Here is a 15608-nt window from a genome sequence, read left to right on the forward strand (position 1 = left end):
GCAACTGGTCACCCTTTCATCAAGCGATCAGTCGGTTGCGCGGTCGCATTGCTTTTCTTCTTCAGGGGTAAGCGCGACGGCGGCAGGCGTTGCGGGCAGGCGTTCGGGCGCCGCCGCTGACGATGGTGGGGCGATGGGGACATTCTGGACAGGTTCGGCCATCGATGATCTCCTAGGGGTTAAGAGCGAGAACGGTGACCGACGCCGGGGCCAGACGCACCACGGCCTTGCCGTTCGATACTTTCGTCGTAAGGGATTTTGGCATCACCGTATTGGGTGCCTCGAACGTGTTGATCGCATCGAATTTCGCCGCAGCAAGCGTTTCTCCCGATGCGGATTTCACCTTGAAACCCAATGCGGCCACATCGATATCCGCCGGGCGATTGGGATCGAGATTGATCAGCGAAAGATAGACCTTGCCGTCCGCCCCTTTGGCGGCCATCGCATCGAGGCGCGGCAGCGTCACCTCGCCGTGCTGATAGCGCCCCGCCTCGAACGCGACCGGCAGCAGGGTCGCGTCCTGAAACGGCAGATACATCCTGAACACATGGTAGGTCGGTGTGAGCAGCATCCGCTCCTTGTCGGTCAGGATCATCGCCTGCAGCACATTGACCATCTGGGCAATGTTCGCCATGCGGACACGATCGGCGTGGCGCGCGAAAATGTTCAGGTTGAGACCGGCGATAATGGCGTCGCGCTGCGAGTTCTGCTGCATGAGGAAGCCGGGGTTGGTGCCGGGCGTCGGGGCCAGCCAGGAGCCCCATTCGTCCACCACCAGAGCCACCTTCTTTTCGGGATCGTATTTATCCATGATCGCCGAATGTGTGGTGACCAGTTCTTCCATGCTCAGCGTGTCTTTAAGCAGCGCGGCATAGGCCTTTTCATCAAAACCGGTCGCCTTATAGGAAGGCGGCCAGCCGCCATGCGTGTAGGAATGCAGCGACAGCCCTTCGATGCTCCACGCCCAGCTATGCCCCTGATAGGCCTTCATGACGGCTTCGGTATAGGCCGTATCGCCGCCATTGGGACCGACAGCGATCCGCTGCATAGGCTGGTCCGGATTATAGTTGCGCACGAAACGCGCGTGCAGTTTCATCTGGCTGACGTAGAAATCGGCCGACATGCCGCCGCCACAGTCCCAGCTTTCATTGCCGAGACCGACGAAAGGCACCTTATAGGGCGCGGCATGACCGTTCTTTGCGCGCTCCGCACCCAGAGCGTCCTCGGTGCTGGCGGTCATATATTCGAGCCATTCGGCCGCCTCACCCGGCGTACCCGACCCGACATTGACCGAAATATAGGCTTCCGCACCGATCTGCTGAGCAAAATCCATGAATTCGTCGGTGCCGAAGGTGTTCGGTTCAACGACGCCGCCCCAGTTGGCGTTCATCATGGGCTGGCGCTTTTCGCCTATACCCCGGCGCCAGTGATATTCGTCGGCAAAGCAGCCGCCCGGCCAGCGGACCACGGGCACCTTGATCGCCTTCAGGGCCGCGACCACGTCATTGCGGATGCCGCGAGTATGGGGAATGGAAGAGTCTTTCCCGACCCAGATGCCGCCATATATGCCTTCGCCCAGATGTTCGGCGAACTGCCCGAATATGCGACGGTCGATCCGGGCGCCCGGCTTCGCGGCATCGAGCGTCACGTCTACGCGGTCTTGAGCCCATATCGCGCCAGGAAGAGCGACGGCGGCCACAACCGCCAGAAAGACTGATGATTTCATGGAATCTCCAGATGGCGCAACATCTTTCGGCCCCTACTCTTCAGAGTGGGAGTCCGGAACAAAAGCGGGGAAATAGCTTTAATCAAACAGCGAGAGTACCGATTGCGTCCGGTCTACGCTTACAATGTAACCCCCGGTAAAGATGAGGAAGGCGGCGGTCGCCCGCGGCCTTCCTCAGTTTACAGGGAGGAACGCTAGAACTTATATCGGACGCCGATTTGGTATCTGGTATCGAGTTCCTGAGCGAAGTAGATGTTGGAGGTGTCGCGGCCGTACTGGCGGATGTGCTCCTTGGTCAGGTTGAGACCTTCGAAGGTGATCTGGATGTTCGGCGTCACCGTGTAGTTGACCGAAGCGTCCAGCACGCCGAACTCCTCGAAGTACTGCGGGTCGCCCTGCGCGCCGACATTGGTGTTGGCGATGTACTTGTCGCGCCAGTTATAGGCCAGACGACCCGACAGCGGACCCTTGTCGTAGATCAGGGTGACGTTGTAGGTGTCCGACAGGCCCAGCAGCGGGAACTGAAGCGTGCCCGGCGCCGCCGAGTTGTCGAAGCCGATGTCGCCTTCAACCGTCGTCATGCTGCCCGACACACCCCAACCGCTGTCGCCGAAGAAGTGCTGGATGGCCAGTTCGAAGCCGTGGATGTTCGCGGTCTTGTTATTGACCGGAATGGCGGTGTCGAAGTTGAACAGCGGATCGCTCGAATTGGCGGTAATGTCATAGGCGGCGAGGATCTGGTCCACGAAGGCCTGATTGAGGTTACCGTTGGTCGAGTTGGCGGTGTACTCGTTCTTGGCCGCCGTCGTGTTGCCGTTGTTCTTGATGACCAGGGCGGTCATGGTGAACAGGTTGACGTCGGTCGGCGATTGACCCAGTTCACCCAGCGCGGTCTTGGCCGTGCCCGAGCGCGAGCCCGGCGTCGCGGCGGTCGGGTCACGCAGGTCGAACAGGGTCTGCGTTACGCGGCCCGTGCCGATGAAGTTGGCCACGTCCTTGTTGTAGAAGCCGATCGACACGTAGTTGGCCGGGCCGTAGTACCATTCCGCCGAGAAGTCGATGTTCGACGATTCCAGCGGCAGCAGGGCCGGGTTGCCCGAAGACGCCGTCGGATTGGTGCCGTTGGCGGTCGGACGCGGCGGCGTGTTGACCGTCGTCGTGGCGTACATGTTGCCATAGGCCGCCCGCGCGATGGTCTTGGAGTAGGACGCCCGCACCGTCACGTCATCGCGCACATTCCACGAGATGTCGAGGTTCGGCAGCCAGTTGTCGTAGTCCGCCTGGCTGCTGAGGGTGGCGACGCCGGTGCCGAAATCGGTGGCGAAGTCGTTGTCAGCGGTCCAGCGGATGGCCGTCGGGACGCTTTGCAGGGCCGAAGCCGTCACATTGGTCTTTTCGTAGCGCAGACCGGCCACGATACCGACCGGCTTGCCGAGGAAGTCGCCCTTCAGGGTCAACTGACCATAGATCGCCTTGATTTCTTCTTCGATGGTGTTGGCCGTCAAAGAGGTGGTCGGCAGCGACTGGTTATAGCCCTTGGCCAGCGCGCGGTAGATGTCGAGCGCATTGCCGCGGAAGGCGATGTTCGACTGACCCGGCGTGAAGTCCTGGAACAGCCCCCCCAGATCATAGGTGGTGATCAGGCCCGGCGCGTATTGCGCCACGTCGCCCGGACGCGAGATACCCCAGTCGCCCAGCGCCTGATAGGTCGAACCCGTCGTCGTCGTCATTTCCGACTTCAGCAGGTCGATACCGGCGTCGAAGCGGCTTTCGCCGTCGAAGTCATAGGCAAAATCGACCTTGAATTCGTCGATCTTGTTGGTCTGGCTGTTGGTCCAGGTGCGACCCACCTGAGAGCCCAGATCGCCCGCATCGAGACGGCCATTGTTGTTGCCGCGCAGCGCGTCGTTGATGGTGTATTTCTGAACCGGGATTTCACCGCGGAAGTCCACCGAGTGCGAGGCGATCACCGGCGCGCCGATCGAGATGGCGACCGTGGTCGAACCGTCCGGATTGTTCGGCAGAACCTCGCCTTCGGACGAATGCGCGTCGAAGGTCAGGCTCATCTTGTCGTTGATGTCCCACACCGCGTTGAAGCCTACCGACTTCAGCGTGCTCTTGAGGCTGACCAACTGCTGTTCAAAGCCGATGTCCTTCACGCCCGACAGGTTTTCCTGCAGGAAGACGGCGTTATAGATGCCCGAAGCGCCCTTTTCGAACACGATCTGGTCGAACGGACGGTTGAACCAGTTGGTCTGTTCGGCGCGCAGTTCGGTCGCTTCGTTCTGAACGTACAGGGCATCCGCCGTGAACAGCCAGTTTTCAACCGGACGCCATTGCGCCGTGGCCACAAGGTTGCTGCGCTCATTGTGCGTTTCCGACAGGGCGTAACGGCTGTCGTTCGGATAGGCGACCAGCGCACCGGCCGGCGGGGGATTGGTGATCTGCGTCAGCAGCGTGGTCTGGTTCGACGCATAGCGCAGACGACCGCTCGACGGGCTGTAGAACTGATCGCGGGTGTCGAGGTTCCAGCTGTTCTGGGTCGCCTGACGCGTCGCCACGTCTTTTTCGGCGAACTGACCGAACAGGGCCACGCCGAAGGTGTTGTCTTCGTTGGTCCACTTGTAGGTGCCCGCGATTTCCGGCGTCCAGTCCTTGCCGTCGATCAGGTTTTCGCCGTGCACCGCCTTGGCCGACAGCGAACCCGAGGTGCCCGACTTGCCGATCGGACGCAGGGTCTTGATGTTCAGCGTCGCGCCGATGCCGCCCGAAGCGACATGAGCCTTACCGGTCTTGTAGACTTCAAAGCCCGACACGCCGTCCGACGCGATGCTGGAGAAGTCGAAATTACGCGAACCGCCGCCGGCGGTGCCGTTACCCGAACCCACGGCGTTGATCTGCGCCGCCGGCATCACGCGGCCGTTCAGCGTCACCAGGTTGAAGCCCGGACCGAAGCCGCGCACGGTCACGGTCGAACCTTCGCCGTTGGTGCGGTCGATCGACACACCCGGAATGCGCTGGACCGATTCGGCCAGGTTGGTGTCCGGATACTTGCCGATGTCTTCAGAGGTGATCGCATCGACCACGCCCGACGCGTTGCGCTTGATGTTCATCGAACGCTGCAGCGAACCGCGAACGCCCGTCACCACAACGGTTTCAATACTGTCGTCCACCGCAGGCGCCGCTTCCTGCGCATACGCACCTCCCGCAAGCATCGCTAAACCAGACGCGCTGCAAAGGATAGCCTTGCGCAGCAGAGTGCGCGTGCGGCTTGACGACAAGCCGGAACTGGGTTGTTTCATAGTGTCCTCCCGCGGACTGTTATTTTTACTAATAAAAACGCATATTGGGTACAGTATTAGCCTTCCGCTTAGACACGCGGGCTAATTCGGCGTTCAACACACAGCAGAGTCGGAAACTCAGACGAAGCTCAGATCCGTCAGATCAGCTTCAGTGATACCTCTTTTAAACATCTCCCTGAGGCGACTTTGTCGCTCATCGTTGTGGTATCGCTAACATGCTAACGTTGTCACCGCTACAACTTTTTTTTATTTTGTCTGCGTACTCAAGGCTCGTGTCGTTTTTGCAACAAACCGGGGTACGGGCTCGTCACACAATCTGAGGGGCAAATGAAATGCCTGAAAAGGGGCCAAATAATTGTAAAATTTAGGAAATAATCGCCCCGATTTCGATTTGATTTTACGCGCCCCGGCCCGCTTTGCCTGCACCAAATCGAACTTAGTCCAGCGTTTCATTCACTCACGTGCGTCTGGAGCGAGCAGCGAATCACCTCTACGCGCCCTCACAATGAGGGCGCACAGACTTTCACAGAGACCGGATCAGACCGTCGGTGTCGTTCAAGCGCGGCTTCTCCCAACGCCGCGCACCCGTCTGCGGTCGTCAGATCGGCCAGAACAAATTCAATGCCCGACAGTTCATCCGGCTTGATCGCGCGGCAGTAATCACGCGCGCGCAGCCCGCGAGGAAACGTTGAACGGTGGCGCGTCCGGCGCCCTTGGTGCCGGCGGTTATGAGGACGCGCTGGCCTTCAAATTCAGCGGGATCGATGCGCGCCGTCAAAACACTTGCGCGCTGTTCCAGAGGTGACGTGACGGCGCTCAGCCGCCTGATTACGGGCGATGCACAACAACGTAGGGCACAAGAATGCTTTTAATTACAGGCCTTCGGCTGCCAGCTTGATGCCGTAACCGATGATGATGGTGGACATCAGCAGCGTTGTGATACCGCCCCAAACCAACGCGCGGGTCTTGACCGAGGTGCCCTTCCATTCTTTCAACGCAAACCCCCACAGGGTCGAAAAGAGGATGATCGAGGCCATGTGCAGCGTCCACGACGAGAAGCCGTACTCGCCCATCTGGCTTTCGCCCATGGTGTAGAAGAAGAACTGGAAGTACCACAGAACGCCGCCCAGCGCCGCCAGTAGATAGTTGGTGAGAAGCGGGATCGGACCGGTGTTCTCAGCGCCCGGCTTGGGCTTGCCCACCCATTCGGAAGCCGATTTATTCTTAAGAATGAGATATCCCGACCAGACGAGGTTGGTCGTCAGGCCGCCCAACAGCACCATGCACAGCACCGGTAAACCGACCCACAAAGGCCCGGTCCCGGCCGCCGCCGAGGCCTCGCGCACCGAGGCGCCCGCATCCAAACCAAAGGCGAAGCACGCCGACATGACGCCGCAGAAAACCGCCACCATCAGGCCCTTGGTCAGGTTGAACTCTTTCAGGCTGTCTGAAACCTCGGTGACTTCCTTACTCTTGGAATGGCCCGCACGCGCCACCAATACAATACCTCCGAGCACGACCAGAACGCCGAACAGAGTCACCTGCCCGCTGAGTTTCTGCGCCAGCGCAAGGATCGTTCCATTATAGATCGGGATACCCAGCGTGCCGATGACGGTCGTCAGGCCCAACGCCACGGCCATGCCGAGGCTGAGCCCCAGATAGCGCATGGTCAGGCCGAAGGTCAGGCCGCCGAAACCCCACAGCACGCCCCAGAAGACGCACCAGAACCAGGTGGCGGGCGCAGCGCTGCCCAGCACACCGAACAGATCGGAGGTCTGAAAATAGGCAAAAATCCACGGCGCGATCAGCCACGAGAAGATACCGCCGGTCAGCCAGAATATCTCCCACGACCACAGTTTGATCTTCTTGTAGGGCACGTAGAAGGAGGCCGAGGCGAGACCGCCCAGCCAGTGAAAAAAGACGCCAATCAACGGGTTGGGAGTCATAAGCGGACGTTTCCTTATGCTTGGTTATGTCCGCTTATGCTATATATATGTCCCGATATGCGCAATGGCGTTTTAAGCTTATCGCAAATGATTAAATTCGCTCTGAGCCGGTTCAACCGGCGGCCTTCAACCCTGCGTAACGCGCCGACAAGGCGGCCGTATAGGCCCCCAGCACACCTGCGGCATCGACTTCGCGGCAGACGGTCTGCACAGGCAGATCGTCCCAAGGGCCGGGCGGGAAGTTGCGCCCCTCTTCCTTGAGGATCGTCTGGCCGATGGCGATGCCGTCGGTCACGGCGCGCACCGTACCGCGCGCATAACCGAACAGTTGCGGCTCGAAAACGGCGATGGCGGCGGCCACGTCGTGCAGGGCGCAGCCGGCAAAACCGTCGCGTTCCGTATAGAGCTTCTCGTAGCCGCGCGAAATGTCGAACAGGAACTGCCCCGTCTCGCCCGCCGTGCGCCCCAGCGCTTCGGCGGCGGCGGTCGACAGGATGCACTGCGTCGTCACGTCGAGGCCCACGGCGCGGATCGGCCACGGCGCGGTGAAAACCTGATCCGCGGCGTGCGGATCATTGATGATATTGGCCTCGGCGACCGGAGAGACATTGCCGCGGCGCGGGCCCCAGCCGAAGGCCCCGCCCATGATCACCACCTCCTTGACCAGCCCGGCGATCTGCGGATCGAGGTCGAGCGCCAGCGCCAGATTGGTCAGCGGCCCGACGGCCAAAAGGGTGATCTCGCCCGGATGTTCGCGGATCAGTTCGACGATGCGCTGCGGCGCGGGCACGCCCTGCGGCGCGGCTTCGAAGCCTTGCACGGCCCCGATATCGCCCAGGCCGTCGTAACCATGAACGTGCGGCGCCGGCGTCGGCGCGGGCAGGACCAGCGGCGTATGCGCCCCGCGATAGACCGGCACGTCGATACCGAAGCGCTGCGTCAGATAGAGGGCGTTGCGCGTGGTGATGTCGACACCGCCATTGCCGAACACGGTCGTCAGTGCCAGCAGTTCCGCCTGAGGGTGCGCCCCCAGAAAGGCCAGGGCCATGGCGTCGTCGATGCCCGGATCGGTGTCGAAGATAATCTTGATCTTGCTCATTTCGACGCCTCCGCACCGGTATGGGTATAGTCGCACAGGTCAGACTGCACCTGAAGGCACATGACGGTCCGCGTCGCATCCGACACGGCGTCGGCGGCGCTCAGACGCGCCTTGTCCTTGTGCAGCGCCTCGACCTTCGGCAGGACACCGGTATAGTGATACACATAGATCGGCGTCTTCGAACTCTTCGCCACGCGCGCCACATTGTCGATATTGCGGCGGCTGTCGTCGAGGAAGTAGACGGCATCGTACTTGCCGAGGCTGCCCATCAGCAGCCGCAACATGGTGCCCTTGTCCTGACCGGCGACCATCATCACGCCGTCCTGCACCGTCACCTCGCGATAGGCCGTGTCAGCCAGCGAAACCTTCAGCGCCGCACCCGCCGCACGGATTTCACCGTCGCGCAGACGCCCGCGCCGCGCGCACAGGGGCTTGGCGCAATCGGGCGCTTTCGACAGGTCGTAACCGGCCTTTGACAGAGCGCGCTCGGTCTGACCGCGCAGGTTCGGATCGCGCGCCGTCAGGGCGTAGACCGGAATACCCAGATCCTGAAGCCCCGCGATCACCGCCGGGCCATCGGCTTGCGTCGGTTGCATGTTCGTTACCTGATACCACAGGGCCTGTTCGTAGAAGATCGGCTCGTAATCCGGCGTCTGGCCCTCCGGCGTCTTCGCCTTGATCGCCGCCATGCGCTCGCTCAGCCAGGCCTCCGACCCCAGATCCTGCGGCATGGTGAGGATGGTGTCGTCGATATCGACTACGAACAGCACACGCTTCTTCGCCGCATGATCGGCCCGCGCCAGATCGGCCGCGGTCTTCAGGTCCGGCGTGGTGTAGAAGCCGTCCGCCGGCAGGGGCGGATGTTCGGCGGCGGCGAATACGGGAGCGGCGCTCAGCAGGGTCAAACCGGCAAACAGAGCGGCGATACGATTGGAACGCATCAGGTTTCCTAAAATAGAGTCTCTCGGTGCGCCTGGCTTTGGCTTGGCAAAACGGGCGGATCAGGCTTAGATCAGCGCTTCGCCCGCCGCAAGGCGAGCATTGTTATGAAACGTTTCATCGCCTGCCTCAGGGCCGCTGTCAACCGAAGGGATTTTCGTGAGCGCCTCCATCCTCGTTCTCGGCTCGATCAATGTGGACTTCTTCATCCGGGTCGACGCCCTGCCCAAACCCAATGAAACCATCATGGGGCACGACACGGCGGTGGCGATGGGCGGCAAGGGGCTCAATCAGGCGGTCGCCGCTGCGCAGTCGGGCGTTGTCACCCGCATGGTCGGCGCGGTCGGCAACGACAATTTCGGCGTCATGGCCCGCGACTTCCTCAAAAAACGCGGCGTCAACGACGAGTCCGTCCTCGTCCTCGAAGGCGTCGGCACAGGTATGGCAAACATCCTGGTCGCGCCCGACGGTCAGAACATGATCGTCGTCTCTTCCGCCGCCAATGCCCGACTTAACCCCGAACATGCCGAAGCCGCCGCGGCCCTGATCGCCGCCGCAGGCGCGCTGGTGGTGCAGCTCGAAACGCCGCTCGACACGCTCAAGGCCGCGCTCGAAATCGCCGTGGCCAACGGCGTCAAGACCATCCTCAATCCCGCCCCGGTCGATCGCGGCGTGTTCGACCTCCTGCCCCTGTGCGACGTCGTCACCCCCAACGAAACCGAACTGGCCAAACTCACCGGCATAGACGGGCAGGACGACGACTCGCTCATCCTCGCCATGCAGACCCTGCGCGCCCACGGGACCAAAACCGTCATTACCACGCTCGGCGCCAATGGCTGCGCCGGACTGATCGACGGCGAACTGGTGCGTCTGCCCGCCTTCCCCGTCGAAGCCGTCGATGCCGTCGGCGCTGGCGATGTCTTCAACGGCGCGCTCGCCGCGCGTCTGGTCCTTGGCGACGACTATGTGTCGGCGATGCGCTACGCCTCGGCAGCGTCTGCAATTTCGGTAACGCGCAGGTCGGCCGATGCCGCGCCGACGGCGGAGGAAGTGGCCGTGTTTCTGGCGGCGCGTTCGTAAGAGTAAGAGCCTCCGGCGGGCAGGGGCGCAGCCCCTGCACCCGAATCTATCCCCGCCGGTCAAACCGCCCTTACCCTTGGGCGCATGGGCCATGCGCAGCGCACCGATGAACACCTGACGCCGGAACAAAGGCGCGAGCGGTTGCGCGCCTTTGCCGATCGTATGCTCATCGCGCTCGAAGACCTCGACACGCCCCAAACCCGTGACGATGTGGTCAAGGGCGTGCGCACGGCCTTGATGATCGAGCGCCTCTATGCCCGCTGCGATGCCTCGGAAACGCAGGCCTACAAACGCGCCGCCACGTCCATCGAAGATCAGGTGACGCTGAAGAGCAAGCTCAAATGGTCGGGATACTATTTCGATAAGGCCCCGGACGTGCCGTTTGTGACGCTGAAGCCCGGCGATCTGGCCGGCCTGCAATGGCCGCGTCCGGAGTCCGCTCCCATGGCGGATCTCAGGGCGGACCTCAGGACCAACATCGACGCTTGCAAATCATCCGGAAAGTCTGCACAGCAGCCTGCCCTCGAACCGCAGCCCGAACCGGTCAAAGCGTCGGAATCGGTTCAACCCAGGCCTGAACCTGAACCCGCCGCACCTGCAAAACCCCAGGGCAAGCCTCTCACGCCGGAGCAGATGACTTTGCGCGACCGCGTGCTGAATACCGAGCCCATCCCCCTACCTAGGCTCAGGACTCATTGATCAGAGCCAGAAGATGACGGTAGCGGCGATGAGTATGGCAGAGAAGAAAGTGTGGGCACAGCGGTCGTATCGAGTGTGTACGCGCCGCCAGTCCTTGAGTTTGGCGAACATGTTTTCGACCTTATGGCGTTGCTTATAGAGTATTTTGTCATGCTCGATCTGAACTTTTCGATTACGCTTTGAAGGGATGCAGGGATTTATTCCCTTACCTTTCAGAGCGTTACGGAACCAGTTGGCGTCATATCCCCGATCGCCCAGCAAAGTTTTTGCTTTGGGCAGTGTATCCAACAACAAGGCTGCGCCCTTGAAGTCGCTGACCTGTCCGGCGGTCAGCAACAGGCGGATAGGCCTGCCGCGCGGGTCGGTAACCGCATGAAGTTTGGAGTTCAGGCCGCCTTTGGTGCGTCCGAGAAGGCGGGGAAATCCCCTTTTTTTAGCAGACTGGCTGCGGTGCGGTGGGCTTTGAGATGCGTGGCGTCGATAATCAGTTGCTCCGGATCACCAGCCTGCGAGGCCAGAGCGGTGAAAACCCTATTGAAAACGCCCATCCGGCTCCAGCGCATGAAACGGTTATAAAGCGTCTTGTGCGGACCATAGCCCTTGGGGGCATCCTTCCACTGAAGACCATGTTTTATAACGTAAATAATCCCGCTGACCACGCGCAGATCATCCACGCGAGGAACGCCGTGCGACAACGGAAAATACCGGCGTATCCGGTTGAATTGCACCTCAGACAGCAAAAACACTTCATCCATGATCCACCTCCTTCCAAAAGTGAATCACATCACCCACCCTTTGGGAATCCCTCGTGTTAATTAATAGGGCCTGAGCCTAGTTTCAAATATCGGCAATCGCCTCATCAATGGCCAGCGCCAGACCGAGAGCCTTCAGCGCCTCTTCACCCGTCGCCAGCGGACGGTCGCGCAGACCCGCCACTGTATCAAGGAAACGAAACACACTGGTCCCCAGCGGGTCGCGGGCAATATCGGCCTGTGCAAAGTCGGGGTTCAGGTCGAACGGCGTAGTGTTTTCGAACTTGCGGTTCAGCAGATCGATGAAGACCTCACCCGACGGATAGACCAGCCGCATGGTGCGCTCACGCTCGGCCGCCATGCGCGACGCGGCAAACGTCGCCACGAAGCCGTCGTCGAACTTGACTTCGGCCGATACCTCATCCGCGCCCACAGCCACATAGTCCGGCGCGTCACGGAAGCGCGCCGAGACCTCCATGCCCCCGGCCTCGCCGGCGGCGAGGGTCAGGCCCAGATCGAGGTCGTGGATCATCAGGTCGAGCACGACGGACACATCGAGATTGCGCGTCGACACCGTGCCATTGCGCACGGCCTCCAGACGTAAGGGACGCTCCGGCACGGCGTAAAGCCCCATGGCCTCGAACACCGCACGCTCCTGATGCCCGCAGGCCAGCACCACGCCCTTTTCAGCCGCCTTCGCCACCATGGCTTCGCCGTCCTCGACCGCGACGGCCAGCGGTTTTTCGACATAGGTGTGCACGCCCGAACCCAGCGCCTTGAGCGCCACCTGCGCGTGGGCAAAGGCCGGCACGGCGACAGTAATCACGTCCAGTTCGGCAAGGAAGGCTTCGAACTGATCGCCGCTGAACGCCTTGACGCCCAGCTTTTCGGCGGCCGCTTCGGCGCGCGCCGTATCGAGGTCGTAGATGCCGACGAAACGCACGCGCCCCGCAGCCTCAGCTTCCTTGTACTTGTTGGCGTGATAGCCCCCGAAAACGCCGGCACCGGCGACCCCCGCGCGTAGAACGGTCATGAGCCTCACACCCTTGCAAACCAATAAAGCGCGCCTGTTGTACACAGGATTTCCCACCGAGTGGAACCACAAAAGCGGTATTCCCGGCGACAATGCACAGTTTAGGGTTTGGTCCCGCACGCGCCATAGGCTAAAAGCGCCCGATTGTTTCCCGCCCGCATCGGAGAAGCCCTATGGCGCGTCTTTTCGGAGCCTATGTGATCGTTGACTGGAGCGCCGCCGAGGGCAAGAAGACCGGCGAGTCCTCGGTGTGGATCGGCGTGATGAAGCGCGACGTGCGTTTCCGCCTGTCCTATGAGGCGCACAATCCGGCAACGCGCGCCGAAGCCGTGGCGCTGCTGAAGACCATTCTCGCCGACCTGCACAAGCGCGGCGACCGCGTCTTTGTCGGCTTCGATTTCAACCTCGGATTTCCGCGCGGCACGGCGGCGAAGCTGGGCCTTAACGGCTGGGCCCAGATGTGGGATTTCGTCGTCAAGAACGTGGTCGACAAGGCCGACAACACCAATAACCGTTTCGCCGTCGCCGCCAAGATCAACCGGCTGACGACCGACGACGCCTACCCCTTCTGGGGCTGCCCCAGGAACGCCGCGCAGAAGTGGCTGTCGACGCTGAAACCGGCCTCCTATGGCGAGTTTCCGGAGTTCCGCCTGACCGAAGAAGCCGCGCGCAAGCTGGGCAAGTCGTCACAGTCTAAAAGTGTTTTGGCGAAGAGCGTGTGGCAGATGCACGGTGCCGGCGTGGTCGGAGGCCAGACCCTGCTCGGCATCCCGGCGGTGAAGGCTTTGAAGGACGCACTGGAAGGCCGCGCGCGTCTCTGGCCATTCGAGACGGGCTTTGGCGCGCTGAACGCAGAGGCGCTGGACGGCGTCGATACGGTGCTCGCCGAGATCTATCCGTCGCTCTACCCCGGCGCGCCGGAGGCCGGCGAGGTCAAGGACGCCACCCAGGTACGTCTGACCGCAACGGCTCTGGCCGAACTGGACGACAAGGACGCTTTAGCCACAAAGTTCGCCACGCCGGCCGGTCTGAGCGAGGAAGAGGTGGCGATTGCGCGTGAGGAAGAAGGCTGGATTTTGGGAGTCTGAGTATCCTCCTCCGCCGGCGAAAGAGTATGCCCGCATCGCAGCCAGCTTCGGCCCCAGTGTCAATTGCGCCTGCGTCGTCAGATGGATGAGGCCCTATAGGGCCAAGGCCGACACAGCAAGTCCTTGCGCCGGGTGAAACGGCTTGCCAAAGTGCCGGGCATGAAGACCCTGCTTATCTATGTCCTCGCGGCATTGTGCGAAATCGGCGGCTGCTTCAGCGCCTACGCGGTGCTGAGACTGCATAAATCGCCGCTGTGGCTCATTCCCGGCCTGATCTGTCTGATCGCCTTTGCGTGGCTGCTGACCCTGCCCGACACCGAAGCCGCCGGACGCACCTATGCCGCCTATGGGGCCATCTATATCGCCGCCTCGATCGGGTGGATGTGGTTCGTGGAAAAGCAGAAACCCGATGTCTGGGACGGCGGCGGGCTTCTGGTCTGCCTGATCGGCGCCAGTCTTATTCTGTGGGGACCGCGCGCATAGCGGAATTTTAGTTTATCGCACTTTTGATCCGAAAACCGTTTCACACTTTTCGGAAAGTGCTTAGTGCCTTCCTATCCAGCCACATGAAGCGCGCCTGCAGCAATATGGCCGACACCCAACTGGCCAGGGCCGCCGCATAGATCAGCCCCGGCACGCCGTGCGCGAAATGCAGGGCCAGGACATAGCCCATCGGCAGCATAACTAGCCCATAGGCGATATAGTGCAGCACCGGCGCGATCACCACGTCCTGACGCGCCCGCAGGGCCTGAGCCGTCACCACCTGCACACCGTCGGGCACGAAGAACAGGCACGACAGCAGCAAAGCCGCCTGCACGCCGGCGCGCAACGTCTCGTCGGACGTATAGCCCGCGGCGATCCATTGCGAGCCGATCAGCACCACGATGCAGACACTCATCATGAAGGCCGCCGCCGCGGTGAAGCTGACCCGGCCCATGCGCGCCAGCCCCGGCATGTCGCCGGCCCCGTAGGCGCGACCCACCAGAACCGAACAGCCGATGGCCAGCCCCATGGGCACCATGAAGACGATGGAGGCGAAGTTGAGCACGATGGCCCAGACGGCCACGGCGTCTTCGGAAATGCGACCGGCGTAGAGGGTCATGCCGGCAAAGGCTGCGACCTCGATAAAGTACGAAGCGCCGGCGGCGTAACCGATCTGACGCTGTTCGCGCGCGCCTTGCGGATCCGGCGCATGCGTTTTGAGCAGGCCATATTTGGCGATGCCCGGCAGGGTCAGGACATAGATCAGGATAGCGACCATGACGCCGCCGCGCGCCACCAGCGTCGAAATGGCCGCGCCCATCGCGCCGTCGCTGTCGATACCGGGAATGGTGACGATCCCGGGCACCAGCAGGAACAACAGCGCGCCATTGATGATATTGCCGGCCCAGGTGAAGACCAGCCCCGGACGCGTCCGGCCCAGTCCTTCGAGGAACTCCGATCCGGCCACTGCGATCATGTAAAAGGGCATGGACAGGGCGAAGACCAGCAGGGGTCCGGACGCACCGTCGGCCATCTCCGGCTTGACGGCCAGATGCAGCAGGCCGGGCCCGGCAAGAAACAGCACGACCGCCGCCACGATGCCCAGCACAACGGCATAGATCATGCCCCGGCGGAAGACCGGCCCGATGCGGTGCGGTTCGTCGCCGCCGACAAAGTGCGCCGTCTTGACCTGAATCCCGACCAGCAGCCCGATGGAGGTGACGAGGAAGATCGAGGTCGGGGCCCAGGCCAGCGAATGATAGCCCAGTTCCGCCGCGCTGTAGTGACCGACCACCAGCGTGTCCATCAGTCCCATCAGCATGAAGCCCAGACGCGACCCGACGACCGGCCACGACAGATGGAACAGTTCGGCGAAGGCGGACTTGTAAGTCTTTATGTTTTCCAGAGCGACGGTCATGCCGTGCCTGTAGCCGAGTTCGGTTACCGCTTCAACGACGTGAT

At 61.7% G+C, this 15608-nt stretch carries 14 protein-coding genes; 4 read left to right on the forward strand and 10 right to left on the reverse strand.

Going from position 1 to position 15608, the window contains the following annotated elements:
* Positions 1–27: 27 nt before the first annotated feature.
* From LH365_RS18650 to LH365_RS14060, 7 genes are all read right to left on the reverse strand, one after another.
* Entirely contained in the window at positions 28–162 is a 135-nt protein-coding gene (locus tag LH365_RS18650; RefSeq protein ID WP_255606761.1) for a hypothetical protein, read from the reverse strand.
* A gap of 10 nt (positions 163–172) precedes the next feature.
* Positions 173–1726: an alpha-N-arabinofuranosidase gene (locus tag LH365_RS14035; protein WP_226745984.1), complete on the reverse strand. Its 1554-nt coding sequence runs from the start codon at positions 1724–1726 to the stop codon at positions 173–175.
* Between the two features lie 194 nt (positions 1727–1920).
* Positions 1921–5028, reverse strand: a complete 3108-nt coding sequence (locus LH365_RS14040; RefSeq protein ID WP_226745985.1) for a TonB-dependent receptor — start codon at positions 5026–5028, stop codon at positions 1921–1923.
* 598 nt (positions 5029–5626) lie between these two features.
* Positions 5627–5806: a hypothetical protein gene (locus LH365_RS14045; RefSeq protein ID WP_226745986.1), complete on the reverse strand. Its 180-nt coding sequence runs from the start codon at positions 5804–5806 to the stop codon at positions 5627–5629.
* Positions 5807–5900: 94 nt separating this feature from the next.
* The gene (gene rhaT, locus LH365_RS14050; RefSeq protein ID WP_226745987.1) at positions 5901–6974 is read right to left on the reverse strand and encodes an L-rhamnose/proton symporter RhaT; all 1074 of its coding nucleotides are present in this window, start codon (positions 6972–6974) and stop codon (positions 5901–5903) included.
* A 112-nt stretch (positions 6975–7086) separates the two neighbouring features.
* Positions 7087–8073, reverse strand: coding sequence for a nucleoside hydrolase (locus LH365_RS14055; protein ID WP_226745988.1), 987 nt, complete (start codon positions 8071–8073; stop codon positions 7087–7089).
* Positions 8070–9014, reverse strand: a complete 945-nt coding sequence (locus tag LH365_RS14060; RefSeq protein WP_226745989.1) for a DUF2608 domain-containing protein — start codon at positions 9012–9014, stop codon at positions 8070–8072. Before LH365_RS14060 ends, LH365_RS14055 begins: the two co-directional genes overlap by 4 nt.
* A gap of 157 nt (positions 9015–9171) precedes the next feature.
* Here LH365_RS14060 and LH365_RS14065 point away from each other — a divergent pair, with 157 nt between their 5' ends.
* Together LH365_RS14065 and LH365_RS14070 are read left to right on the forward strand one after the other, a co-directional pair.
* Positions 9172–10092, forward strand: a complete 921-nt coding sequence (locus LH365_RS14065) for a ribokinase (protein ID WP_226745990.1) — start codon at positions 9172–9174, stop codon at positions 10090–10092.
* A gap of 84 nt (positions 10093–10176) precedes the next feature.
* Complete coding sequence (locus LH365_RS14070) at positions 10177–10791, forward strand: hypothetical protein (RefSeq protein ID WP_226745991.1); 615 nt, start codon at positions 10177–10179, stop codon at positions 10789–10791.
* Here LH365_RS14070 and LH365_RS14075 read toward each other — a convergent pair.
* Both LH365_RS14075 and LH365_RS14080 read right to left on the reverse strand, forming a co-directional pair.
* Positions 10792–11546, reverse strand: a protein-coding gene (locus LH365_RS14075; RefSeq protein ID WP_370639762.1) for an IS5 family transposase whose coding sequence is annotated in 2 segments (ribosomal slippage) — positions 10792–11228 and positions 11228–11546 — 756 coding nt in all. Because the reading frame shifts where the segments join, the coding sequence is not laid out codon by codon here. It abuts the gene before it with no gap.
* 82 nt (positions 11547–11628) lie between these two features.
* Positions 11629–12576, reverse strand: a complete 948-nt coding sequence (locus tag LH365_RS14080) for a Gfo/Idh/MocA family protein (protein ID WP_226745993.1) — start codon at positions 12574–12576, stop codon at positions 11629–11631.
* A 173-nt stretch (positions 12577–12749) separates the two neighbouring features.
* Here LH365_RS14080 and LH365_RS14085 point away from each other — a divergent pair, with 173 nt between their 5' ends.
* Complete coding sequence (locus tag LH365_RS14085) at positions 12750–13664, forward strand: cobalamin biosynthesis protein CbiG (RefSeq protein WP_226745994.1); 915 nt, start codon at positions 12750–12752, stop codon at positions 13662–13664.
* Positions 13665–13823: 159 nt separating this feature from the next.
* Entirely contained in the window at positions 13824–14147 is a 324-nt protein-coding gene (locus LH365_RS14090) for a YnfA family protein (RefSeq protein WP_226745995.1), read from the forward strand.
* A 40-nt stretch (positions 14148–14187) separates the two neighbouring features.
* Here the strand turns inward: LH365_RS14090 and LH365_RS14095 are convergent, their stop codons facing one another.
* Positions 14188–15564 carry an MATE family efflux transporter gene (locus LH365_RS14095; RefSeq protein ID WP_226745996.1) on the reverse strand — a complete coding sequence of 459 codons (1377 nt, stop codon included), beginning with the start codon at positions 15562–15564 and terminating at the stop codon, positions 14188–14190.
* Positions 15565–15608: the final 44 nt, after the last annotated feature.

It is taken from the genome of Asticcacaulis sp. AND118, from assembly GCF_020535245.1.
Lineage (GTDB): Bacteria > Pseudomonadota > Alphaproteobacteria > Caulobacterales > Caulobacteraceae > Asticcacaulis.